This window comes from Euzebyella marina, assembly GCF_014855515.1.
Taxonomy (GTDB): Bacteria; Bacteroidota; Bacteroidia; order Flavobacteriales; family Flavobacteriaceae; genus Euzebyella; species Euzebyella marina.
This window is the reverse complement of sequence record NZ_JACYFK010000002.1, coordinates 821,357-845,624: the sequence shown is the minus strand read 5'-3', so window position 1 is coordinate 845,624 and position 24,268 is coordinate 821,357. Positions and strand designations below refer to the sequence as shown.

The window sequence follows — 24,268 nt, the reverse complement described above, 5'->3', positions numbered from 1 at the left end:
AAATAACTATTTTCGCTCATGAAACCAAACCAAAGCATACCCCCTTAATGAGCATAGAAAGAATGATAAAACCCCGAAATATACCATCAGCAACTTTTACCATTGGTAGTCATGGTGAACGGGTTTTCGATGAAGAACGGGCTGTAAAACTGAATCAAAGTTCTACCGAGTGCATAGAAACTGTTATCGATAAAAAAGGGCTTAGCATCTTATTTAAAGAGACACTTTTCAAACACTTTAAATTGGCTTATGGGGTATTCGATACCACACATGGGGGGCAGCTTGATTTTAACTATACCGGTGAAGTGGTTCAGATGGTTTTTCAGCTAAAAGGAGATTCGATTATTGCTATAGATGGAAATACATACGGGTTCAAGACTGGGGAACATAATATCATGTTTCGCCCTCCAGTAAATGGGCAAATCGAGCTTTGTGAAGGTAGATCTGAAGTGATTTTGGTCGATCTTGATAAAGATTTTTTCTTTAGCGTATTACCACAGAACTCGTTTTTAATAGACTATTGGCAAAACGCTAAAAATAAAAGAGCGGGGTATTTGTCGCAGGAGAATATGACAATTAATCCGGTTCTGAATTTATTGCTCAATGACATTCAAAATTGCGGATTGAAAGAAGAATTAAGGCAATTGCATATTCATGCCAAAGTTCTCGAGCTCTTATCATCGCAATTAGAGTTATTCAATAAGGGTAATATCAATCGGATTTCTGGTGGTTCGAATGATAGGGAAAAGATGCAATTGGCCCTTGAGTATGTAACCCATCATTACAAAAACCCTCTGAGCTTAAAGCAACTCGCGACCAAGGTGGGCACCAATGAGTATACATTAAAGAAAAATTTTAAGGCTATCTATGGCACTACTGTTTTTGGTTACATCTGTGAACTACGTATGGAAAAGGCAAAGCAATTGTTGGTCAATAAAAGTATGACCATCAGTCAGATATCAGATAAGGTCGGTTATCGCAATCCGCAACATTTTTCAACAGCCTTTAAAAAGAGGTACGGTATATGCCCAAGTGAGCTGAAGGCCACGGCATAGTCTAATTGAAATGTAAAAAATCATGAAGCACAAATCTTGTACACTTAGTCAAACGAATAATGGTCTTTTGGTCTATTGCGAGCAGTGTAAGCTTTATCATTTGACATTTGGCCAATTTTACTTAGAACTGACCCGAAAAGAGCTTTATTACTTTGGTCGGTTTTTGAAGGAATTAGATTCTGAATACTGGAACCATAAACTATGCGATAGCGTTTTAAAAAGAAAAATACCCATTCCCACGCAGCAGGCCAATCTTGCATTGATCGTGAACGATGAAGAACTTGCCGAGTTAAAGTCTCTGGTCTTTTTTAAGGATACTAAATCAAAAATCGATTTAATAGATTTCAATAACTCGCATTTTAATTTTGCGAAAAATTAATTCAGGAAGAACGGAATAGTTAGCTAATTTCAGCTTTGCTGTATTTGTTACGGTATTCGATAGGGGTAAGGCCCGTAATCTTTTTAAATACATTTCTAAACGCTTTCGTATCGGTATAACCGACATCGTACATTACTTCTGATATATTTTGTCTTGAGGTTTCAAAACTTCTCTTGGCCGCTTCAATTTTAACTCTTTGATGATATTCGATAACGGTATTATCAGTAGCTTTTTTAAAGCGCCTTTCAAAACTTCTTCGGCTTAAAGCGACCATTTGTGCCAAGTCATCGACCGTTATTCTTTCGTTGTAGTTTTTCTCGATAAACTCTTGTACTCGGCGTATTTCTTTGTCGTTATGATCTTTTTGCCCGGCGAACATGGTAAAAGCCGATTGGCTTTTACGATCAATATCAATGGCAAAGTACTTTGAGGCAAGTATAGCGGTTTCCCTATCGGTATATTTTTCCAGAAGATAAAGTAACAGGTTCCAGTACGAGTTGGCCCCGCCACTCGAATACAATCCGTTTTCTTCGGTGATAATGCTTCCATCCATAATTTCGACATCCGGAAAAGTCTCTCGAAACTCGTTGTAGAATGCCCAATGGGTAGAGCATTTTTTTCCGTTCAATAATCCCGTTGAGGCAAGTAGAAAGGCGCCAACGCAGAGTGAAGCGACTTCGGCTCCTTTTTTATGATGCTTTACTATCCAGGGCAGCGCTTCTTTATTTTTTTCGACTGCCTGTTTCATGTTTCCGAAAAGGGCGGGAATAATGATGAGGTCGGTATCAACCACCTCTTGAAGCAAACGGTCGGTATGTACCGTAAACATTCCACCATTGAACTTAACCTCTCTATTTAGGGCGGCCAAGCTAACTTCAAATAGGGGGCTTTTACCATTCGCGATAAGAAAGTCGTTCGCCGCTGAAAACATATATTGCGGATCTGCAACCGCTTCTATGACTGAAGACTCCGGAACGAGTATGGTAATATTTTTCATAACTATAAATATAGCAACAAATTGGCGTGTTTGCCCCCCAAAAACGTCGTTTTGTCACCCTGCAATAGTGAGCAATGTTCAACAACTTTGTATCATAGACTTTTAATAACAAACAAAATGGAAAAAATAAAAATTCAGGCTGAGGTAAAGGCAGAAGCTGAAAAGGTTTGGTCGTACTGGAACGACCCACAACACATTCAGGTTTGGAATACACCATCGGAAGACTGGCATACTTCAAAAGCTGAGAACGATCTTAGGGTTGGAGGTACGTTTTTATCACGTATGGAAGCAAAAGACGGTAGTTATGGTTTTGACTTTTCCGGAGTTTATGACGAAGTAGAAGAAAACAAACTCATCTCGTACACCTTGGCCGATGGAAGAAGGGTTAAAACCGAGTTTTTGAATGAAAACGGACGAACAAAAATCACTACCTTTTTTGAGCCGGAAAGCGAAAATTCAAAAGAGATGCAAAAAGCTGGCTGGCAAGCAATACTCAACAATTTTAAAGACTACGTAGAAAACCAAAACAACTAAAAACTTGAACAATGAAAACCAATCGAATTATTTTTTGGGTCGCCACTATAATCATAGTGCTTTTTGAAGGTGTTATGCCTGCCATGTATTCTCAAACTGAAATGGCAAAAGAGGGTATTCGTCATTTAATGTACCCTGACTACTTTGGCAATACGCTGGTAGTTTTCAAGATTTTGGGAGCCATTATTCTGGTCATTCCCAAATTTAATTGGCGAATTAAAGAATGGGCCTATGCCGGTTTCACATTTAACTTTTTGTTTGCCTCTATAAGTCATTGGGCCATTGAAGGTTTTAGCATGAATGCGATTTTCCCTTTAATCATTCTGGCTATTCTGATGGTTTCTTATATCTACTACCATAAGATTAAGGCTGCTAGAATACCCGAATAGTCATCTAGAATTATTACCTAAAAGCTAGTTCTTACTTCACAATCAAATGTGATTAAGCATGACATGGTATTTGGAGAAAGACTATCATTTTTGCAACATGTAAAATATCGGCCTATGGCTGAACTTTGTGTGCACCTTACCTTTAACGGTAATTGTGGTCAGGCCATGAGATTTTATCACGAATGCTTAGGAGGTCATTTAAGCGTACAAACTCTTGAAGATTCGCCCCATGCTGCTGAACTGCCGTTCGATATGCAAAAATATGTCGTTACTTCTAGGTTAATAAGAAGGGGTATTCGCATCAATGGTTCCGATTTGGTCGAAGATGAAGGTTTGTCAAAAGGCAATTCCGTTTCCATTTCTTTAGAAAGCACCAATGAAGAAGAGCTATCATTTTATTACAGGTGTTTATCGCAAGAATGTATTTCCTCTAGGCCTTTAACCAAAAATCATTGGGGCCAAATTAGCGGAAGTATAACCGATAAATTCGGGGTTCATTGGCTTTTCATTTCCACCTCGTCTGAAAACAGTCTTTGATAATTGAAATTTGAGCGTATTGAAGTTATTATGGTGGGTTCGAAGAACCATATCAACCACGAAAAATCTGTCAGCGAACTTTCTTAGAAGTAGACCTAATTGGCTTATTTTTGTTATCCATTTATAAGATTCAATTGAGTTGGCAACTACGAACGAACAAGCGGCGATTCGAACGACTTATTTTAGCATTATAGGCAATACAAGCTTAGCTATAATAAAGGGATTGGCGGGTTTTTTCGGTAATTCTTATGCTTTGATTGCCGATGCCATTGAATCTACCACCGATATATTTTCTTCTTTTTTGGTGCTCTTGGGGTTGAAATACGCAAAAAGACCTGCCGATAAAAACCACCCTTATGGTCATGGCAAAATAGAGCCTTTGGTCACATTTGTGGTAGTGGCGTTTTTAGTGGTTTCTGCTTCTATCATAGCTTATGAGAGCATCATGAATATTCGAACGCCTCATAAGGTTCCTAAATCATGGACGTTGTTTGTGTTGGGAGGAATCATTCTTTGGAAAGAAATATCATATCGATGGGTCATTAAAAAAAGCAAGGAAACCAATAGTTCGTCTCTGAAAGCCGACGCATGGCACCATCGGAGTGATGCGATTACCTCAATCATGGCCTTTATCGGTATATCGATTGCTCTTGTATTTGGTAAAGGTTATGAAACAGCAGATGACTGGGCGGCACTTTTGGCTTCTGGTTTTATAATTTACAATAGCTATCTCATTTTTAGGCCTGCACTTGCCGAAATTATGGATGAGCACATCTACGAAGAAATGATAGATGAGATCGAGCAAAAATCGCTCGAAGTACCTGGGGTTTTGGCGACCGAAAAGTGTTTTGTTCGTAAAACAGGTATGAAATATCATATCGATTTGCATGCTATTGTTGATGCGGATATTTCGGTTAGGGAAGGGCACGATATAGCCCATCGGCTGAAAGATTTTTTGATGCAGGAAATGGATAACATCGAGAACGTAATGATCCATATTGAACCTAGCAATGTTCCGATTTAAGAATAACTTTATATGGTTAAGACAATGAGAAAATCAAAATACATATTCTTTCTGCTTCTACTCTTGTCAATAGAATTTCAATTGAGCGCACAAACAACTTCCAGTTTCAGTGTGGTGGGCGAGGTAGAGCAAACAATGTCATTTTCGTTGACCGATATCGATGATTTTAACGCGAGTGATATTAAGGAATTAGAAATTCTTAATCACAAGGGGGAAGCCCGTGGAACCGCCAGTCAATTAAAAGGTGTTTTGGTGAAAGACCTTTTGGCAGACATGAAACTAAAAGAGAGCAACCCGAAACTTTACAGTGAATTCTATTTCACCTTTGCTGCTATCGACGGTTATAAAGTAGTATTTTCTTGGAATGAGATTTTCAATTCCCCTACGGGCGATAACCTGTATTTGGTCACTTCTCGAGATGGAAAGAGCTTGCCTGAAATGGAACATAGCATATTGATTATCACCACTACCGATTATAAAACGGGGCGAAGGCATATCAAAGGTCTGAGCCAGATAATCGTCAATCGGGTAGAGTAGGTATTTTCCATCCTCGCAATTTGCAACCAGATTGCAACTTAATTCCCTTACCTTTGCCTTATGAAGTATTTGGCGGTCATACTGACGATTTATTTCTTGTCGTTGAACCTTATTCCCTGTAGCGATTCAGGTGATTCGATTGAAGGTTCGGCCAACGTTACCATGGTTGATTTAGATAATCATAATGGTGATAATTGTGACCTCTGCTCCCCATTCTGTCAATGTCACTGTTGCCACACGCATACCGTAGTTTTGAACAAACTAAGTTTTGACCCATTGCCAAAGACCTTTCCTAAAAAAAGCTTTTCCCATTTCGATAGTCTCGGCAAAGAGCTGCCTTTTTACCTATTTCAACCTCCCCGGGTTTAATTCAGTAACTGTACAGATTTAATCTGTCAATACATGGTTCTCCTTTCCCGCATTGGGTTGGGAGGTCTCTAACTGTTTATAACTGAATTAAACATTACATATGATTAATAAGATCATTGATTTTTCAATCAATAATAAATTTATTATTGGTCTACTTACCCTTGCCTTGATAGGAGGGGGATTATGGAGTATGACCAAGGTACCTATTGATGCGGTACCGGATATTACCAACAATCAAGTTCAAGTCATTACCCAAGCGCCTAATCTGGCCACTGAAGATATTGAGCAATTTGTGACCTATCCCGTTGAAATTGCCATGAGCAACTTACCTAGCGTAAAAGAAATACGCTCGATTTCACGGTTTGGTCTCTCGGTGGTTACCATTGTTTTTGACGATGGAATGGGAACCTATTTGCCAAGACAATTGGTGTCGGAAAAATTGGTGGAAGTTCGAAGTGACATACCTGAAGGTTTTGGCGAGCCTTCTATGGGGCCCATATCTACAGGATTGGGTGAGATCTACCAATATACTATTGAGCAAAAGAAAGGTGCTACCAAAGAGTACACCCCCACTGAGCTGAGAAGTGTTCAAGATTGGATTGTGCGAAGACAAATGGCCATGGTTCCGGGCGTTATTGAGGTAAATGCTTTTGGTGGTGCCGTCAAGCAATACGAAGTGGCGGTTGACTCCGATGAACTCAGGGCCATAGGAATAACGATTACCGATATTTTCACAGCGCTTGAAAATAACAATCAAAATACCGGAGGCGCATATATAGAAAGAAACCACCAAGCCAATTTTATAAGGGGTGAAGGCCTAGTGCGTAATCTTAAAGACATCGAAAATGTGGTAGTCAAGAGTGATGGCGGAATTCCCATAAAGATAAAAGATGTCGCCCAGGTAAACATGGGGCATACGGTACGATATGGCGCCTTGACCAAAGACGGAAAAGGGGAGGCTGTTGGCGGTATGATATTGATGCTAAAGGGTGCCAACTCCAATTCTGTCATTGACCAGGTCAACGAACGAATTGCCCAAATTCAACAATCTCTTCCTGAAGGGTTGGTTATCAAACCCTTTTTAGATAGAAGCGAGTTGATAGCTGAAACAACGGGCACGGTAAGCAATAACCTTCTTGAGGGCGGGCTCATTGTCATTTTCGTATTGGTATTGTTGCTTGGTAATTGGCGGGGCGGTTTAATTGTGGCGTCTACCATTCCCCTGTCATTACTTTTTGCATTTATACTCATGTATGTTTTTGATGTATGGGCCAATCTTATGAGTTTGGGTGCGATTGATTTCGGAATTATTGTTGACGGAGCGGTCATCATCGTTGAGGCTACTGTTTTCTCTTTACATGCACATTTTTTCAAAAAAGACGAAGCTCCGGTCGAGAGTAATGATGAGATAGCGACGAAGGCATCTAAAAAAATGATGAATGCCGCCTTTTTTGGCCAGTTGATAATACTCATAGTTTTTCTTCCGATTCTGGCTCTTGAGGGGGTAGAGGGTAAGATGTTTCAGCCTATGGCTCTGACCTTCATATTTGCCATGATAGGGGCCATGCTCCTTTGTTTGACCTATGTTCCCATGATGTCCGCTTGGTTCTTAAAGCGCAAGATTTCGACTCGATTAAGTTTTGGAGACCGTTTTGTTCGCTATGTCGAAGACAAATATGATACAATGCTGGGCAAGGTTCTTTCGAAGGGTAAGGTTTTTATGATTTCTTCGCTCGGCCTTTTACTTATCGCAGTCATACTTTTTGCTAGAATGGGGGGTGAATTCATTCCGCAACTTGATGAAGGTGATATTGCTTTTCACGCCATATTAAACCCGGGCAGTTCTCTATCTGAAACCATTGAGACGACCACTAAAATAGAGCGGATTATAAAGGCCGAGTTTCCAGAGGTCGAAAACATCATCAGTAGAATCGGTGTGGCCGATGTTCCTACAGACCCCATGCCTATGGATATTGCGGATGTTTTTGCCATTCTGAAACCTGTGGAAGAATGGTCGTCTGCCAAAACTAAGGAGGAGTTGGTGTCTAAAATGAAAGAAGCGGTCAGCGTGGTGCCAGGGGTAAATTTCGAGTTTACCCAACCGATAGAAATGCGGTTTAACGAATTGTTGACCGGTGTTCGTGAAGATGTCGCTATCAAGATTTTTGGAGAAGACTTGTCGGTCTTGGCCGACAAGGCCAAAGAGCTAGGTGCATTAATAGCGAATATTCCTGGGGTGGCCGATATGAAAGTAGAGGCAACGGCAGGTTTACCCCAAATAACGGTTTCATATAATCGTAACAAGGTAGCTCAGTACGGCTTACAGATAAATCAGTTGAATGCCACCATACAGTCTGCATTTGCAGGTGGTACTGCCGGAGTGATTTTTGAAGGGGAGAAGCGTTTTGATTTGGTTGTTCGATTAAAAAAGGACAGTCGACAGAACATCGAGGATATTCAAAGCCTTTTTATCAATCTACCTAATGGATCTCAAATTCCTTTAAGGGAAGTGGCAGATGTTAGTTATGAACCTGGCCCGATGCAGATAAGTCGCGATAATACCAACCGTAGAACTTACGTGGGCATCAATATTCGAGACAGAGATGTGAAGTCGGTAGTTGAAGACATTCAAAAGAAATTAGATGCTGAATTTGAACTTCCTGCCGGGTACTATATTCGTTATGGCGGTGCTTTTGAAAACTTAGAGCGGGCCAGCGCACGATTACAAACGGTAGTGCCTATAGCCCTTGTGCTGATTTTCATCCTCATATATTTCGCCTTAAAATCACTTTCCCAGACCATCATGATTTATCTGGCTATTCCTATGGCCACGATAGGTGGGGTTTTTGCCCTATGGTTGCGAGATATGCCATTTAGCATCTCTGCAGGGGTAGGTTTTATTGTTCTGTTTGGGGTAGCCGTTTTAAACGGATTGGTTTTGATCAGTTGTCTGAACGAATTGAAAGAAGAGGGAGTTACAGCTATCAGAGAACGTATCAAACTGGGTACTAAACGAAGGGTAAGGCCGATAATGCTTACCGCTTTGACCGATGTTCTGGGTTTTCTTCCCATGGCTATCTCCTCATCCGCTGGGGCTGAGGTGCAGCGCCCTCTGGCTACCGTAGTTATTGGGGGCCTGTTGACATCTACATTTTTGACCCTCTACATTTTGCCAATTTTTTATCAGTGGATGGAAAATCGGAAAAAATCCAGAACAATAGTTCCGGCGCCTACAAAAGCTACAGTGCTTTCTTTGTTACTTTTTAGTTGTTTGACATGGGGGTACGGTCAAAATAGCCCGAATGATTCTCTTCCTAGAATCGGTTTGGGTGAGGCCACTCGGTTGGCTTTGAAGAACTACCCTACTTTACAAACAGGAAAGCTAGAAGTAGAAAAGCAAAACAGTCTTAAAGGGAGCGCCTACGATTTTGGTAAAACGCAATTGTTTACGGGAGGGGAAGAAATTTCCGGTAATCAGGGAGTTTACACCAATCTGGGAATAGGGCAGCAGAATATTGATCTATTCGGCATAGCCAGTAAAAAACGATTACAGAAGCAAAGAATCGCTCTGGCTGAAACTGCGGTGAATCTTTCTGAACTTGAAATAGAAATGAAGGTTAAAAAGGCATGGTCCGATTTATATAGAGAAAATCGTAAATATGAACTGTATCAAGAACTTGATTCCATCTACAAAAAATTTTTGAAGGCTGTTGAACTCAATTACGAAGTAGAAGCCATATCAAAGTTGCAATATTCCGCAGCCAAAAATCAAGCTTTGCAAATAAGCAATCAAATGAACTTGGCTAAAAGCGATTATACCATGGCTTTACAAAGATTCAACCTATGGCTGTTTTCAGATACTCTTTTCACGGTTTCCAACGATTTTGAACTATCGACATTAAGGCGCAATGAGAACGAATTCAATTTAAACGAGCATCCAGCGATTAGGCTATCTACGGAGAAGATTCAAGAGGCCGAGGCAAATTATAAAGTTTCTAAAGCCAATTTATTACCCAATTTTAACCTTCAAGGGGGGTGGCAGAGCATAAACGGGGAAAACGGCTTTTACAGCTATCAAGCGGGCATAACGTTTCCACTTTTGTCGGGCGTTCAAAGAAGTGAGATCAAAGCCGCTAAAATCGAGCAGAAAATAGCTGTGGTCAATTCAAGTTTAACGCAACGAAAATTACTGAACGACTACGCACAGGCCAATGCATACTTTAAGAAATGGAGCGCTGCTTGGGGCCTTTATCGAAACGAAATGCTACCTCTCGCCGAAGAGCAAAGAAATGGCGCATTAATGGCCTTTACCGAAGGGGCTATCGATTATACGGCATTCACTCAATTAATGGGCGATGCTATAAAAATTGAGATGGAAGGCATAGATGTATTAAACAAATATTTCGAGGCCTACTTTCAACTGGAATATTTTAAGACCACATAAAATTTCTACCAATTCTAATAATACTTAAGATGAAACACTTACCAAAGAATATAATAATTTGCCTCTCACTACTAATAGTGGTTAGCGGTTGTGGAGATTCCGCTTCTGAAAACAAAGCTCATGAATCGAACCAAACCGCACAGGCAAAACATGGTGCTGACGAAGAGGAACATGTAACCCTCACCGAGAAACAATTTTCCGCCTTGCAAATGAAAGTAGACACATTGAAGGAACGTCAAATGGGCGGCTATGTTGAGGCAAATGGACAGTTAGAGGTACCACCTCAAAATGAAGCCACAATTACTTCGGTCATAGGGGCAAATGTATCTTCTATAGAGGTTATTGAAGGTGACGAGGTCGAAAAAGGCCAAGTGTTACTCTATTTATCGCATCCTGACATTGTAGAAAAGCAGACAAGATATCTAAACGCTTACAACAATAGTCTCTTCTTACAAAAGGAATATGAGCGGCAGAAAAAGCTTTATGAAGGCGGTGTCGGTAGTGGTGCGAGTTTTCAAAAAGCCGAAGCCGACCTCAATGCCTCGACCGGAGAATCAAGGGGGCTTGAAGCACAATTGAAGCAGTTAAACGTTAATGTTTCTGCTTTAAAAAAGGGTAACATTCAACAGAGGGTGGCTTTGAGAAGCCCCATTGAGGGATCGGTTCAAAAAGTAGAAATTAAAACAGGGCAGTACGTTGATCCCCGTAGCGATCTAATTGAGATTGTCAATACCCACCATGTTCATGCCGATTTAATGGTCTTTGAAAAAGATGTTCGTAAGGTGCAAAGAGGCCAAAAAGTGAAATTTAATGTTCAATCCATACCCGGTACCCAGCTCAATGCCGAAATATATTCGGTCGGCAAGACCTTTGAAGTAAACCCCAAGGCACTTCATGTGCATGCCGAAATAGAGAATAAAGAGGGAAACCTGATTCCTGGAATGTATATCGAGGGTAAAATTCTGACCGAAGAACAACATACTTTGGCTTTACCGGAAAGTGCCCTTGCGGTAGATGGTGGCAGAACGGTCGTTTTCAGAGCGGAAAGGACTAATGACAATTGGAAATTTATACCGGTGGAGGTCATAAAAGGGGAAACAGATGAAGATTGGGTAGCTGTTAAGTTTATGGATGATTTGCCGGAACAAACACTTTTTGCCTTTAACAACGCATATTACCTGATGGCCGAAATGAAAAAAGGGGAAGCAGAGCATAGTCATTAGTCATCTAAGCGTATCAAATTTTGTTTTTATTAAAGCCTCCATGCCTTAATTTTGTGACCATACTGGGCCAATGCGATGAATGAATTACATAAACATATTTTAGGGTTTTGCGATTTAAACAACGAGCAGTTCGAGTTGGTTAGAGACTATTTTGAATATAAAAGGGTTTCTAAAAAGGAAACGCTCTACGAAGCTGGCAGTAATAATCTCGGGCATTTTTTCGTGGTCAAAGGTTGTCTTCACATGTATTTGATCAATGAACGCGGTAGCCAACAGACTTTGCAGTTCGCCATAGATAATTGGTGGCTCACCGACCATCAGGCCTTTCGAAACAGAACGGCCTCAGAATTCTATATTCAGGCGGTAGAGGCATCGGAGGTTTTAATTATATCAAATGAAAAACAGGCCGACTTGTTGCAAAGGTTTCCGCAAATGGAAGTTTATTTCAGAAACATCTATGCAATAGCCTACGGAGCGGCCATTATGCGAATGAAGTATATTTTTACCTATACCAAAGAAGAAATCTATTTTAAGTTTAGGGATGCCTTTCCTGAATTTGTAAACAATGTGCCGCAATATTTGGTAGCCACTTATTTAGGTCTCTCCCCGGAATATGTCAGTAAATTGCGAAGGAAGGATGTATCTTGAACCAGTTCAAGAAAAATCGTTCCGTTACGAGGTAACTTTGTTCCAATAAAATTCAAGACCATGGAACACCGTATTCAAATCGAACAATTACAGCCACAGGCATACAAGGCTATGTTTGGGCTTGAAGGCTATTTAAGCCAGAGTGAACTGACCAAGTCTCATAAAGAGCTCATCAAGATAAGGGCTTCGCAAATCAACAAATGTGCTTTCTGTATTGATATGCATACGAAGGATGCCCTTAAAAACGGAGAATCTCAAAAGAGAATTTTTTTGTTGGATGCGTGGAGGGAGTCCGATCTTTTTACCAAAGAAGAACAAACCATTTTGGCAATAACCGAAGAACTGACCTTGATTCATGAAAAGGGACTGACCGATGAGACATACAAAATGGCCCTTGAAGTTTTTTCTGAAACCTATTTAGCCCAAATAATAATGGCTGCTACCGTCATCAATGCATGGAACCGACTGGCGATTAGCACGCACAAACCTTTAATGGATTAGCATGAAATATTTTACTGTTGCGTTTGTTCTTTTTATCTCTTTTTTGGCCTGTAAAAATGAAAAAGATGACATTTCAAAAATCGAGGTCACTGAACAGAAAAAAGATACTCTTACCACTCATTTAAAACCTTTTAAAAAGGAATTGCCTACCATCGGCCTGTTAATGTACAATGGCGTATTGCAAAGCGAGGTAATTGCGACTTCCGATGTTTTTGCCAAGCCTACCGAGAGCGGTGAGCAGCTTTTTAATGTAATTACCATTGCCGAAACCGATTTACCGATCGTAACTGAAGAGGGCATTAAAATCGTTCCTGATTATACTTTTGATAATTGCCCGAAACTTAAAGCGTTGTTCGTGCCAAGCGCCTATGATATGTATTCGCAAATTCATAACACGGCCATTGTAGATTTCATTCGCGAGAAGAACAAAGAGGCCCAATATGTAGTAAGCAACTGCGGGGGTGCGCAATTGATCGGAAAATCCGGTATCGCCGATGGCCATGAAATTGTTACATGGATTGGAGGAGGAAAACAACTTCAAGAAGATTATCCAGAACTTTTGGTGCAAGACGATAGTTTGGTAACGTTTGTGAGAGACGGAAAATTCAGTTCTTCGAATGGCAATTTGGCCAGTTATATTTCCGCGCTTGAACTGCTCGAGCGAATGACCGATACTTCCCATAGAAAGTTTGTTGAAAGCTATCTATATCTCGATAGGTTAAAGAATTGGAAGGACAAATAAAATTATGAAAGGGGCATGTTTTTGTTTAAAATTCATGTCCTTTTTTCCTATTAAACAATCCTTAAGATCAATCAGTGATTGATTACGGGCGTTGATTACCTGTCACCATATGCAACACCGGGAAGCATCAACCATCTAAATCAGGTAAAATCATTAACTTAAGTGTTTGAAAAATTAGTGATTAATTATTTTGATTTGGTTCTGTGCGCAATCTTTATGAAGTAATAAAAAATAGCCTCCACTTCAATAAGTTCATCATCGATGGCCTTGTTTGTGTAGAATATACCTGCCCATTGGAAGATGAAAGATTGGGCTTGTTCGCCAAGTACGACTACATAGTTCATGTTTTGAGTGGCAAAAAAACATGGACCACCATTAATGGAGAATGGGAAGTCACAGAAGGTCAAACCCTTTATGTTAGAAAAGGGGCAGCAATTATTACCCAAAGTTTTGACGAAGATTTTTGTATGCTCGGTTTTTTTCTTCCTGACGAGTTGATACGTGAATCGTTACAAGGTTATACGGTGCCCATCACCGCCCAAAACGATACGACCGTACAGAATTTCAGTGCGGTCAAATTAGAAAAACAAGAGTTTTTAGAAGGCTTTTTCACTTCGATGCTACACTATTTCAGAAGTGAAATGCAACCGGCCGACTCCATTATCAAACTAAAATTGAAAGAATTGCTTCTGAATTTGGTTTTGGAGAAAACCGACTTCGGTTTGATGGCCTATTTAAACGAGTTGAAAAACAGCCATAAGACCTCTTTACAGCAGATAATGGAAACCAATTTCTGCTACAACTTGAGTATTGAAGAATACGCTAAATTATGCCATAGAAGCATTTCAACCTTCAAAAGAGATTTCTTTAGTCACTATCAGACGACTCCGGGCAAATGGCTTCTGGACAAGCGTTTGGGCTATGCCGCGAACCTATTGATCAATTCAGACCATACAATTACCGAGATTGCCTTTGAGAGCGGGTTTGCCGATGTTTCCCATTTTAGCCGGGTATTTAAAACGAAATATAAATCTTCCCCCAGTACCTATCGAAAAGTGCCTATTCAGGGTTAAATTGAACTTTTAAGCAAGGTTTTTAAACTTTTGGGCAAAGTTTGGTAAAAATTCAACCCTTAAATTCGTAGGGCATTCAACTAAAAACCAAAGTGATATGGAAAATATGGCAATTGACAGAAAATTTGATTCTAGGGTTTTAACAGAATTACAATCTGCCTTTGAAGAAAGAAGTAAATTGTTCGATCAAGAGGGCTCTTTTGTTCATGAGAATTATGATGATTTAAAAAAGCATCGATTTTTCTCTGCCTGCATACCTGAAGATTTGGGCGGTGGTGGAGTATCTCACTCGGCCATGTGCCAAATGATCAATAAAATTGCCCAGTCATGCGGTTCAACGGCCTTGGCCTTTTCTATGCACCAACATTTAATTGCTGCTGCCCAATGGAAATTCAAGCACAAAGGTTTGGGTGCCGAAATGTTGAGCAAAGTAGCGAACAACGAATTGATTCTAATAAGTACCGGAGCGGGAGATTGGCTAGGTTCTAGCGGAATTTTGACCAAGACAGAAGGAGGTTATTTATTTAATGGTAAAAAACATTTTGCCAGTCAGTCGGTAGCTGGTAATGTGATTGTGACCAGCGCCCAATTTAAAAAGGCGGATAAATTGTGGGATGTACTTCATTTTTCCGTTCCAATGAAAAACGAAGGCATTCATATTATCGAGAATTGGAATGTGATGGGTATGAGGGCATCAGGTTCTCATACAATTGAATTTAACGACGTTTTTATACCGGAATCGTCAATCAGTTTGGCCCGCCCCAAAGATGAATTTCATATGATTTGGGATGTGGTTCTTACCGTTGCATTGCCGCTGATCATGTCAACGTATGTGGGTATTGCCGAAAAAGCAATGCGATTGGCACTTAGCTTCACAAAAAATAAAGGAAAGGGGAAAGAGACACTGCTTGCTATGATTGGCAAAATGAACAATGCTTTGCTGAGCGCCAAAACGCAATGGAAGGCACTTATTGCCTTAGCCAACGATTTAGATTTTAAGCCTAGCGAACAAACTACGGTTCAAGCGCTCTCTTTCAAAACCAACATATCGAAGGAAACGAAAGAGGTCGTTTCTATGGCCATGGAAATTGTCGGCGGACAAAGTTTCTTTAAAACAAATGAGTTGGAAAGATTGTTTAGGGATGTTCAGGCCTCTGAATTTCACCCCTTGCCCACATGGCAACAATATGAATTTACCGGAAAGCGATTATTGAAGAACGAATAGTTTACTAACTGATAATCAATTTTTTATTGCAATAGTTTTTTATGGGTATGCTTTTACTTAATTCTTTAAAAAAGAGTTATTATTGAAAAAAAGAATAGCTCATGAAGGGGTTTGAAGTCAAATGGAAGCAGAAAACCATAGTCGCCGCAATTGAAAAAGGTAGCTTACTAATAGTTCTTAGACATTCTAATAACCAAGAAAATGACGAGGTCAATTTGATTATGAATGGTTATGATACCTCTGCTCAAGAGTTCTGCGAATGGCCCGGTGTTGGTTTAGAGGAAGGAGATGAACTTTCAATTGAATTCGCAGATTTTGATGAAATCTCAGTTCCTAAAAAGTCAAACAAACAATCTCAAGAAGAAGTTCTAAAGGGAAAAATCGATACCTACCATAAATTAAAAGAAGAACTTGAATCATTAGGGTACTTAGAAAAATAGCCCCCTTTGTTTCAAAATTACGCCTTGCGAAAAAGACTATAATCTCTCGAGAGTAAGATTCAATAATTCTACACGAATTTTATTTTCTTCTAAGCCGTTCGAAGGCTCTTTTCCCTTCTATTTTTTATTACATCTCTCCAAAATTTTAAGATTTAGGATTATCATTTGGCACAATTTCGTTGATTTTATCTTCATTATAAAAGTCCCTCTAATACTATGAAAATTGCCCTTTAAACCTTTTGTTGGAAGCGAAAATTTCTGCTCAAAAGTGGCCTGTTGATAACAATGTTGAAAAACTGAATCGGTCAACTTTAAATCAAAGTAAATAAAATATGAATTTTACACTACGAGCTATTTAGAATTCTTCCAAACAAATTTCCTCATGAAAATTGAACGTATAATTAAGAGAGATTTTACGTCTCAACTATTTGAATTACACAAGATTACGAATGCTGTAGCGAAGGCGATGACCGCTGTGGATCATGGCCATGTAAACGACGCCGAAGCCATTGCGCAACGTGTTTACGGTACGCTTTTAGAGCGAAAAACGAAAGATGAAAACTATCTTCCGACCGTAGAAGAGGTGCAAGATGTCGTCGAAAACAAACTCATGGAAAGTGAGTTTCATGACGTTGCGAAAGCTTACATCATTTACCGAAATAAAAGGGCACAAGTTCGCAAAACGGATGTTTTTGAGAAGAGGGTCAATTTGAAACCCTATGAGTATCCACAATTGTACGAATATGTGGCAGCCATCAGACATTCTTATTGGATTCATACCGAGTTCAATTTCACCAGCGATATACAGGATTTTAAATCAGGGCTGAACGAAATAGAACGAAACGCGATCAAGAATACGATGTTGGCCATCTCTCAAATCGAGGTAGCGGTCAAGACATTTTGGGGTGATATCTATCAGCGTTTGCCCAAACCTGAAATCGGTTCTGTGGGGGCTACTTTTGCCGAAAGTGAGGTAAGGCACCATGATGCATATTCGCATCTGTTGGAGATTTTAGGTCTTAACAGCGAGTTTGAAGATTTAAAGAAAAAGCCCGTAATCATGAAACGGGTACATTATTTAGAAACTGCCCTCAAAAACGCCAAAAGTGAAGATAAAAAAGAGTACGCCGAATCTATTTTGTTGTTCTCTCTCTTTATAGAGCATGTTTCCCTTTTCTCTCAGTTTTTAATCATCATGGCGTTCAATAAACATAAGAACGTATTGAAAGGTATCTCTAATGTGGTAGAGGCAACTTCAAAAGAAGAGCAGATTCATGGTGATTTTGGTATCGATTTGATCAACATCATCAAGAGTGAAAATCCTGAGTGGTTCGATCAAGACTATTCGAACATGATTCAAGAGGTTTGTGAAGAAGCATTCTTGGCGGAAAGTAGGGTTGTCAATTGGATTTTTGAAGCAGGTGAGCTTGACTTCTTGCCAAAGAACGTTATCAATGAATTTATAAAGAACCGCTTTAACAACTCACTTGAAAGTATCGGTATCGGTAAAATATTCGATATCGACCAAAAACTGTTGGCTCAAACAGAATGGTTCGATGATGAGATTATCGGTACTAAACATGGCGATTTCTTCGTGAAGCGTTCCATCAACTATAGCAAAAGAACTCAAAGTATAACCAGCGACGACCTATTTTAAAAAATGGATAACAAGACACAGACATTATCAAGCACCGAGCAAGAAAACAAAACAATCGATTTGGTCAACGCGCGAAAGAATGCCTTGGCCGAATTAAAATCTAATTCAGCAGAAGGCAATTTTGCATGGCTCAACGAAAATAGCCGCAAATTTTTGGCTTCTGGATATTTGACCGATGGGGTAACCCCAGAAGGTCGTATTCGTGAAATTGCCGAGAGAGCGGAAGAAATACTTCAGATACCTGGTTATGCTGACAAGTTTTACCATTATATGTCAGAAGGCTTTTTCTCTTTGGCTTCACCCGTTTGGTCGAACTTTGGTAAAAAACGTGGGTTGCCAATCAGTTGCTTCGGTTCACACATCGATGATGATATGGGCAATATACTTTATACACAATCTGAGGTCGGTATGATGTCTAAATTAGGAGGCGGTACCTCCGGTTATTTTGGTAACATCAGGCACAGAGGGGCTCCCGTTAAAAATAATGGTCAAGCCTCAGGCGCTGTTCATATTATGCAATTGTTCGAATCAATGGTCGACGTGGTCAGTCAAGGTTCGGTAAGACGAGGTAGGTTTTCACCTTATTTGCCTATCGAGCATAAAGACATTCTTGAGTTTTTAGAAATAGGTACAGAAGGTAACCCAATTCAACAACTTACCCATGGTGTAACTGTCACTAATGAGTGGATGCAAGAAATGATAGATGGCGATGTTGAAAAACGTACCGTTTGGGCAAAGGTGTTACAACGACGAGGTGAAATGGGATACCCTTATGTATTCTTTACCGATAATGCCAATAACGGCGCTGCAGAGGTGTATCAAGAAAACAACTATAAAATACACGCTAGCAACCTATGTACTGAAATCATGCTACCTTCAAATGATAATTGGTCGTTTGTATGCGTGCTTTCGAGTATCAATCTACTGCACTACGACAAGTGGAAGGATACCGATGCGGTTGAAACGATGGTTTACTTTTTAGATGCTACCATTACCGAGTTTATAGAAAAATTAGAGGCCTATAGAGACTCTTCGAACAGGGAGGATAGACAGACCTTTTTGTTTATGGAAAGAGCTTACAATTTTGCCAAGCAAAACAGGGCTTTAGGTTTGGGTGCCCTTGGTTGGCATTCGCTGCTACAATCGAAAAGATTGGCTTTTGACAGTCAAGAAGCTTATAATCTTAACAACGAGATTTTTAGGGAAATCAAAGAGCGTTCTTATAAAGCATCTTCTGAGTTGGCGGTCAAGTTTGGTGAACCGGATGTTTTGAAGGGATATGGCAGACGTAATGCTACTTTGAACGCAATCGCCCCGACCACTTCTTCGGCATTTATTCTAGGTCAGGTGTCTCAGGGTATTGAACCTATTTGGTCGAACTGTTATGTAAAGGATATTGCCAAAATCAAGACTACGATTAAGAATCCTTACCTGATGGAACTTCTAGAAGAAAAGGGAATGAACGTGGCCGAGGTTTGGAAGGATATTCGCGACCACGATGGTTCTGTACAGCATCTAGAATTTTTAACCGATGAAGAAAAGGCTGTTTTCAAGACCTATTCGGAATTGGATCAGTTGGATATTGTATACCAAGCGGCGGCTCGTCAGCATCATATCGACCAAGGGCAGTCTTTAAATATTATTGTACATCCGGAAATGCCAGTTAAGCAAATCAATAAGATTCACGTTACAGCATGGAAGCTGGGGCTTAAATCAATGTATTATCAGCACAGTATGAATGCAGCCCAAAAGTTCAGACAGAAGAAGGAATGTACTAGTTGCGAAGCTTAGTTTTTCGCCAGATAGTAAAAGAAAGCCCCTGAAATATCAAGGGCTTTTTTTATGAATCTTCATCCTTTCCAAAGAAATAAAAAACCTCTTATTGGCCTTTAAGATTATAATGCTTGTAAGGATATTTTACGCTGTATCTCGTTACTGGGGCTTTGGTTGAGTACATAATTATAGGCGTCTATAGTATTTACAAAGAAGTGTTGCTTGCCAATATTTTCTAATAATCCAGTTTTTTGAATAATATCTCTTGTAGGCCCAATGACATTAGAGAATAAAACCTTGATTCCTTTATGTTTTAATTCTTCAATCAAACTTTCAAGCATGAACATGGCACTACTATCTATATAATTGATGGGTTCTGCTTTTATAATTATAGCTTCGGGCATAGCAGTACTCCTTTCGATAATCCTTAAAAGCTCCCTTTTGAAGTAGTCTTTATTTCCGAAATATAATTGTGAGTCAAAACGTACGATGATGACTTTCTCATTTCTTTCGACATCATCTGCAAACCTGTCAATGTTCTTAAAATAGTCGGTTCCCTTAATTCTTCCTAAAATGGCTAAATGAGGTTTACTGGTTCTGTAGACTAATAGCAGTAACGAGAAGAGCATTCCCAAAAGAATGCCTTCTTTGATACCTATAATAAGTGTTAATGTGAAAGTTGCGGCAAGCAACAAAAATTCATCCTTTCTGTTTCGATATAGGGCAATGGGGTAGTCTAAATCAATGAGCCCCATTACAGCCACCATAATAATAGCGGCCAAAATGGTATTGGGCAGATAGTAGAAAAGGGGAGTAAGAAATAGGAGGGTAAGCCCCACTATGAGAGCGCTGATAAAAGCAGCTATACCTGACCTAGCACCAGCTTGATCATTTACGGCAGTTCGAGACAAACCGCCTGTGGTCGGATATGATTGAAAGAAGGAACCGATCATATTTGCCGTGCCGAGCGCGATTAATTCTTGATTTGCATCTACCTCATAGTCCCCATGCTTTGCTTCGACGGCTTTTGAAACGGAAATGGCCTCCATAAATGCGACCAAAGCTAGAGTAAGGGCAATGGATAAGAGCTCTGAAATTCTGGTAAAATCTACTTCGGGAATTTTGAAAGAGGGTAGCCCTTGTGGAATGATGCCAGCAACTGTCACCCCGTATGATTGCAAGTCAAATAGGTAAGAAAGAAAAATTCCTAAAAATACGACAATCAGGGCCGCAGGTATTTTTTCATGTATGAGCTTGAGCGTTTTCAGGAAAATAATGGCACTGACGCCAAACAATAGCGTGGCCATGCTGATTGATTGTAGTGTAATACCGATTTTGTCAAAAAGTCCTTGATTTTCAATAATTATGGAATTTGAACCCAATAGGTGCTTTACTTGGCTAAAGCCTATAATGATAGCGGCGGCTGAAGTAAATCCACTAATGACAGGTTTGGATAGAAAATTGACCAGAAAGCCCATTTTCAGCAAGCCTAAGGTGAATTGTATGATACCCATAAAAAGAGCTAAAAAGATAGCCATTGAAATGTATTCATCAATGCCGGAGATGGCCAATGCGCCTAGGCCAGAGGCCACCAGAAGAGAATCCATAGCCACCGGGCCAACGGCAAGCTGTCTTGAAGTACCCAAGAAGGCATATACTATCTGGGGTATCAATGATGCGTACAAACCGAAAACAGGAGGTAGGCCGGCAATCATGGCATAGGCCATCCCCTGTGGTATTAACATTACGCCAACAGTGATACCCGCAGAGATATCCCCGCTAAGCCATTCTTTTTTATAATTGGGTAACCAAGCCAGAATAGGAATTCTCTTTTTGAACATAGGTAGAAAGTTATCCTGTGTCAAAAGTATTTCAATAGCCATAGTTGCAGAGTAACCTAGGTTACAGAGTACATATATTCAGGGAAGTTCTAATTCATTTTAAGCGGATTAGCTACAATTTAGGTAGTAATTCCTACGAAATAACGTTAATCGTCCCAGCCCTTTTGAAAGGTAAAATTAGGCCCTGGCATTTCATAGTTTCAATATTAGCATGGGTTGAAGTCATATAAACAGTGAGCTTATATCGTAAGCTTTATATTAAAATCGTGAAGCGATTACCACTTATTGCTCATTTAGCACTTGACCAACATCAAAGCCAGTCAAAAAGGCTTTTCTTAAAAGGTCAAATATATTTTTGTTTGCGATACACCAAAGAACTGTTGTAAGGTAAATTGCACTGTCAAAACATAGTAACCTTTAAAAACGAATCAAATGAAAAAGTATACAATTTTAACGGCAATGGGGGCATTGGTCATTATGTCGGCCTGTGGCTCTTCTAAAATAAATGCAGAGACCACTTTAAACCCTGAAAACACGGCACAAGTAGAAAGTAGTGAGACTGCCATGAATTCAAATGATGAGACCGACGATGAGATGTCTTCAAACGAAAATGCAGAGATAAGTGCCAATTCAATTCAAGGAGCAAATGGTTCTACTGGTGGAAACGCAAATATCAATACAGGGGCAAATACTACGACCACCATGGGTAGCCTAGATAGTTCCAATATGTATGAGGCCATCAATATGACCGATGACCAAATCACGACCTTTGAAGCTGCGATGGATGATTTTGAAGAAAAGCAAAGAAGTTCTGCCAATGGTGAAATGTTGGGTACGGTAGATGATGAAAGAGACCGTCAATTAGAAAGTATTCTTTCGGCCGATCAGTTTTCTGCCTATGAAAAGTGGAGAGGAAACCAGTAATTACTTATTGCGGTAGAACTTAAATAAACACATAAACTATTAAAACCCCTTGGTCTCAACCCAAGGGGTTTTTTAATGCAATAAATCAAAGTCGTTGAAGTGTTGTTTTAATAGTTGAAATGCAGAGGGTTAGCCTATTTTTGACTGGTTGGAAATGACAATTCGACGACTTGCATTTTCCATTCACCGAACGAAAAAGTTCTTCCATCTACAGGCAGAGCGGGTTATATAAGTGCGACAATAAATTAGCAGCAAATTAATCTCAAAACCCGAATAAAATGGTACCCTCAGAAATTATTAGTTTTATTAGACCTGAACTTGGTTACAGGCCTGTAAAGCGACCAGAAACCGATCAAGTTTGCCACCGAGGAACTTTCTTCGATAATGCGCATTCACCATTCATCATTTTAGATGAGAACTTAGATTTTGTTGACGTCAATCAAGTTGCCTTGTTATTGACTTCAAAGGAAAGGGAAGATGTTATTGGTAAGAATTTGACCGACATATTTCCTGAGTCTAAAAATAGCGGCAGAATCAATGCTTATAAAGAGGTCATAAGAACTGGCAGGGGCATTAATGTTGACCACTTGAAACTTGAGGTAGATGGTGAGGTCTACATGATTACACTTAAAGTATTTAAAATAGAAGAAGGCCTGGGTATCGCCGCTCAAGATACTACCAAGTTGGTCAATGCCATTAACGAGTTAGAAGTTACTAAGGCAAACTTGCAAGAGTTGAACCAAAGTCTATCGACCAGAAATGAAGAACTGGAGGAGTTTTCATATGTCTCGGCCCATGATTTAAAGGCACCTTTAACTAATGTAGCCACCCTTTTGGATATTCTTCGCGAAGATGAATCAATGAACTTGGCCGAGCACCCTATTTTTCAGAAGTTAGAAGAGGTCTCCGAAATTATGATTAATAGAATTAATGCTCTTAACAATGTGATATCATTAAAATCGAATCTCGGGAAAAACCCTCAATTATTGGTTTTTAACGAAGTGTTAGAGGATATCAGACACGAAATTTCAGAAGAAATCTCTCGAACCGAAGCCTTGATCATTTCCGATTTTAGCGCCTGCCCCACCATTTTTATTGACAACCTACAATTGCATAGCATTTTGCAGAACATGGTTGTGAATGCCATCAAATATATGCACCCAGAGCGGTCACCCTTAATTCATATTACCACCAGAAAAGAGGGAGAAAAAATACTTCTCGAAATCAAGGATAACGGTATCGGCTTCAATAATAAGTTGGGCGAAGAAAAGGTTTTTAGTCTTTTCAAAAGAATGCATACCCATGTTGAAGGTCAAGGCGTAGGCTTATATATCGTGAAGTCTATTGCCCAATCTAGGGGCGGACACGTTGAGGTTCAAAGTGAAGTAAATAAAGGAACAGAGTTTAAAATATACCTATAAATGAAACCACAGATTATCAAAGAGTTTAGCATCCTTTTAGTTGAAGACGATTCGGTTGCCAATTATTTGGCTACTCACAAACTAAACCACTTAGGTATTGAAAATGTAAGTTGTGTCGAAAATGGTCTTGATGCCCTAACCTATATAGAGAACAATACATGCCCAGATATCATATTTCTCGATATTAATATGCCTATAATGGATGGGTTTGAATTTCTGGCGGAGAAAGAAGCCAATAATATGTGCCCCGATTCGAAGGTGGTAATCGTTACATCTTCTTTACGCCCTTGTGATCGAGAAAAATCAAATGAGTTTACCTCGGTAGTCGATTTTTTGGAAAAGCCATTGAGCTATCCAAAAATAGAGGATATCCTCTTAAAAATATCCTTAAACCGAGTTGCTTAAACAAATTAAAAGCACCAAGATTTAATACATAAATGAAATTAAGATTTAGGTTATCATAGTGAGTTTTTGAGATTAAGTAGAAAAGGCCCATTTAAAAAATGGGCCTTTTTGTTATTATGATGAAGTACGA

General features: G+C 39.7%; 23 protein-coding genes. 21 read left to right on the top strand and 2 right to left on the bottom strand.

Going from position 1 to position 24,268, the window contains the following annotated elements; all coding sequences use genetic code 11:
• Positions 1–47: 47 nt before the first annotated feature.
• Complete coding sequence (locus IL356_RS12530) at positions 48–1,055, top strand: helix-turn-helix domain-containing protein (RefSeq protein WP_121848677.1); 1,008 nt, start codon at positions 48–50, stop codon at positions 1,053–1,055.
• A 22-nt stretch (positions 1,056–1,077) separates the two neighbouring features.
• Positions 1,078–1,434, top strand: a complete 357-nt coding sequence (locus tag IL356_RS12525) for a DUF6686 family protein (RefSeq protein WP_121848678.1) — start codon at positions 1,078–1,080, stop codon at positions 1,432–1,434.
• Between the two features lie 19 nt (positions 1,435–1,453).
• Here the strand turns inward: IL356_RS12525 and IL356_RS12520 are convergent, their stop codons facing one another.
• Positions 1,454–2,431, bottom strand: coding sequence for a GlxA family transcriptional regulator (locus tag IL356_RS12520; RefSeq protein ID WP_121848679.1), 978 nt, complete (start codon positions 2,429–2,431; stop codon positions 1,454–1,456).
• A 117-nt stretch (positions 2,432–2,548) separates the two neighbouring features.
• Between IL356_RS12520 and IL356_RS12515 the strand changes: the two genes are divergently transcribed.
• The 16 genes from IL356_RS12515 (at position 2,549) to IL356_RS12440 (ending at position 19,565) form a co-directional block, all read left to right on the top strand.
• Positions 2,549–2,965 (top strand): SRPBCC family protein, encoded by a 417-nt coding sequence (locus IL356_RS12515; RefSeq protein ID WP_121848680.1) that lies wholly within the window; start codon positions 2,549–2,551, stop codon positions 2,963–2,965.
• Positions 2,966–2,976: 11 nt separating this feature from the next.
• Positions 2,977–3,354 (top strand): DoxX family protein, encoded by a 378-nt coding sequence (locus tag IL356_RS12510; protein ID WP_121848681.1) that lies wholly within the window; start codon positions 2,977–2,979, stop codon positions 3,352–3,354.
• Between the two features lie 114 nt (positions 3,355–3,468).
• Entirely contained in the window at positions 3,469–3,891 is a 423-nt protein-coding gene (locus IL356_RS12505; RefSeq protein ID WP_162987878.1) for a VOC family protein, read from the top strand.
• 139 nt (positions 3,892–4,030) lie between these two features.
• The gene (locus tag IL356_RS12500) at positions 4,031–4,915 is read left to right on the top strand and encodes a cation diffusion facilitator family transporter (RefSeq protein ID WP_121848683.1); all 885 of its coding nucleotides are present in this window, start codon (positions 4,031–4,033) and stop codon (positions 4,913–4,915) included.
• 24 nt (positions 4,916–4,939) lie between these two features.
• Entirely contained in the window at positions 4,940–5,452 is a 513-nt protein-coding gene (locus tag IL356_RS12495; protein WP_121848684.1) for a molybdopterin-binding protein, read from the top strand.
• 60 nt (positions 5,453–5,512) lie between these two features.
• Positions 5,513–5,821 carry a DUF6660 family protein gene (locus IL356_RS12490; RefSeq protein WP_121848685.1) on the top strand — a complete coding sequence of 103 codons (309 nt, stop codon included), beginning with the start codon at positions 5,513–5,515 and terminating at the stop codon, positions 5,819–5,821.
• Between the two features lie 100 nt (positions 5,822–5,921).
• Positions 5,922–10,265, top strand: a complete 4,344-nt coding sequence (locus IL356_RS12485; RefSeq protein ID WP_121848686.1) for a CusA/CzcA family heavy metal efflux RND transporter — start codon at positions 5,922–5,924, stop codon at positions 10,263–10,265.
• 29 nt (positions 10,266–10,294) lie between these two features.
• The gene (locus IL356_RS12480) at positions 10,295–11,488 is read left to right on the top strand and encodes an efflux RND transporter periplasmic adaptor subunit (RefSeq protein ID WP_121848687.1); all 1,194 of its coding nucleotides are present in this window, start codon (positions 10,295–10,297) and stop codon (positions 11,486–11,488) included.
• 75 nt (positions 11,489–11,563) lie between these two features.
• A complete protein-coding gene (locus tag IL356_RS12475; protein ID WP_121848688.1) occupies positions 11,564–12,136 on the top strand; it encodes a Crp/Fnr family transcriptional regulator in 573 nt (190 codons plus the stop codon).
• A gap of 60 nt (positions 12,137–12,196) precedes the next feature.
• Positions 12,197–12,637 carry a carboxymuconolactone decarboxylase family protein gene (locus IL356_RS12470; RefSeq protein ID WP_121848689.1) on the top strand — a complete coding sequence of 147 codons (441 nt, stop codon included), beginning with the start codon at positions 12,197–12,199 and terminating at the stop codon, positions 12,635–12,637.
• A 1-nt stretch (position 12,638) separates the two neighbouring features.
• Positions 12,639–13,379, top strand: a complete 741-nt coding sequence (locus IL356_RS12465) for a DJ-1/PfpI family protein (RefSeq protein WP_121848690.1) — start codon at positions 12,639–12,641, stop codon at positions 13,377–13,379.
• A 203-nt stretch (positions 13,380–13,582) separates the two neighbouring features.
• Entirely contained in the window at positions 13,583–14,452 is an 870-nt protein-coding gene (locus tag IL356_RS20305; protein ID WP_121848691.1) for a helix-turn-helix domain-containing protein, read from the top strand.
• A 97-nt stretch (positions 14,453–14,549) separates the two neighbouring features.
• On the top strand, positions 14,550–15,677 hold the full coding sequence (locus IL356_RS12455; RefSeq protein WP_121848692.1) for an acyl-CoA dehydrogenase family protein: 1,128 nt from the start codon (positions 14,550–14,552) through the stop codon (positions 15,675–15,677).
• Positions 15,678–15,778: 101 nt separating this feature from the next.
• The gene (locus tag IL356_RS12450; RefSeq protein WP_121848693.1) at positions 15,779–16,117 is read left to right on the top strand and encodes a hypothetical protein; all 339 of its coding nucleotides are present in this window, start codon (positions 15,779–15,781) and stop codon (positions 16,115–16,117) included.
• A 382-nt stretch (positions 16,118–16,499) separates the two neighbouring features.
• Positions 16,500–17,774: a ribonucleotide-diphosphate reductase subunit beta gene (locus IL356_RS12445; RefSeq protein ID WP_121848694.1), complete on the top strand. Its 1,275-nt coding sequence runs from the start codon at positions 16,500–16,502 to the stop codon at positions 17,772–17,774.
• Positions 17,775–17,777: 3 nt separating this feature from the next.
• Positions 17,778–19,565, top strand: coding sequence for a ribonucleoside-diphosphate reductase subunit alpha (locus IL356_RS12440; RefSeq protein ID WP_121848695.1), 1,788 nt, complete (start codon positions 17,778–17,780; stop codon positions 19,563–19,565).
• Positions 19,566–19,669: 104 nt separating this feature from the next.
• On the opposite strand, the gene IL356_RS12435 is transcribed toward IL356_RS12440, so the two are convergent.
• Positions 19,670–21,430, bottom strand: a complete 1,761-nt coding sequence (locus IL356_RS12435; protein ID WP_225621476.1) for a SulP family inorganic anion transporter — start codon at positions 21,428–21,430, stop codon at positions 19,670–19,672.
• Positions 21,431–21,820: 390 nt separating this feature from the next.
• On the opposite strand from IL356_RS12435, the gene IL356_RS12430 reads away from it, so the two are divergent.
• The 3 genes from IL356_RS12430 (at position 21,821) to IL356_RS12420 (ending at position 24,138) form a co-directional block, all read left to right on the top strand.
• Positions 21,821–22,312, top strand: a complete 492-nt coding sequence (locus IL356_RS12430) for a hypothetical protein (RefSeq protein ID WP_121848697.1) — start codon at positions 21,821–21,823, stop codon at positions 22,310–22,312.
• A 278-nt stretch (positions 22,313–22,590) separates the two neighbouring features.
• A complete protein-coding gene (locus IL356_RS12425; RefSeq protein ID WP_121848698.1) occupies positions 22,591–23,733 on the top strand; it encodes a sensor histidine kinase in 1,143 nt (380 codons plus the stop codon).
• The gene (locus IL356_RS12420; protein WP_121848699.1) at positions 23,734–24,138 is read left to right on the top strand and encodes a response regulator; all 405 of its coding nucleotides are present in this window, start codon (positions 23,734–23,736) and stop codon (positions 24,136–24,138) included.
• The last annotated feature ends 130 nt before the right edge of the window (positions 24,139–24,268 follow it).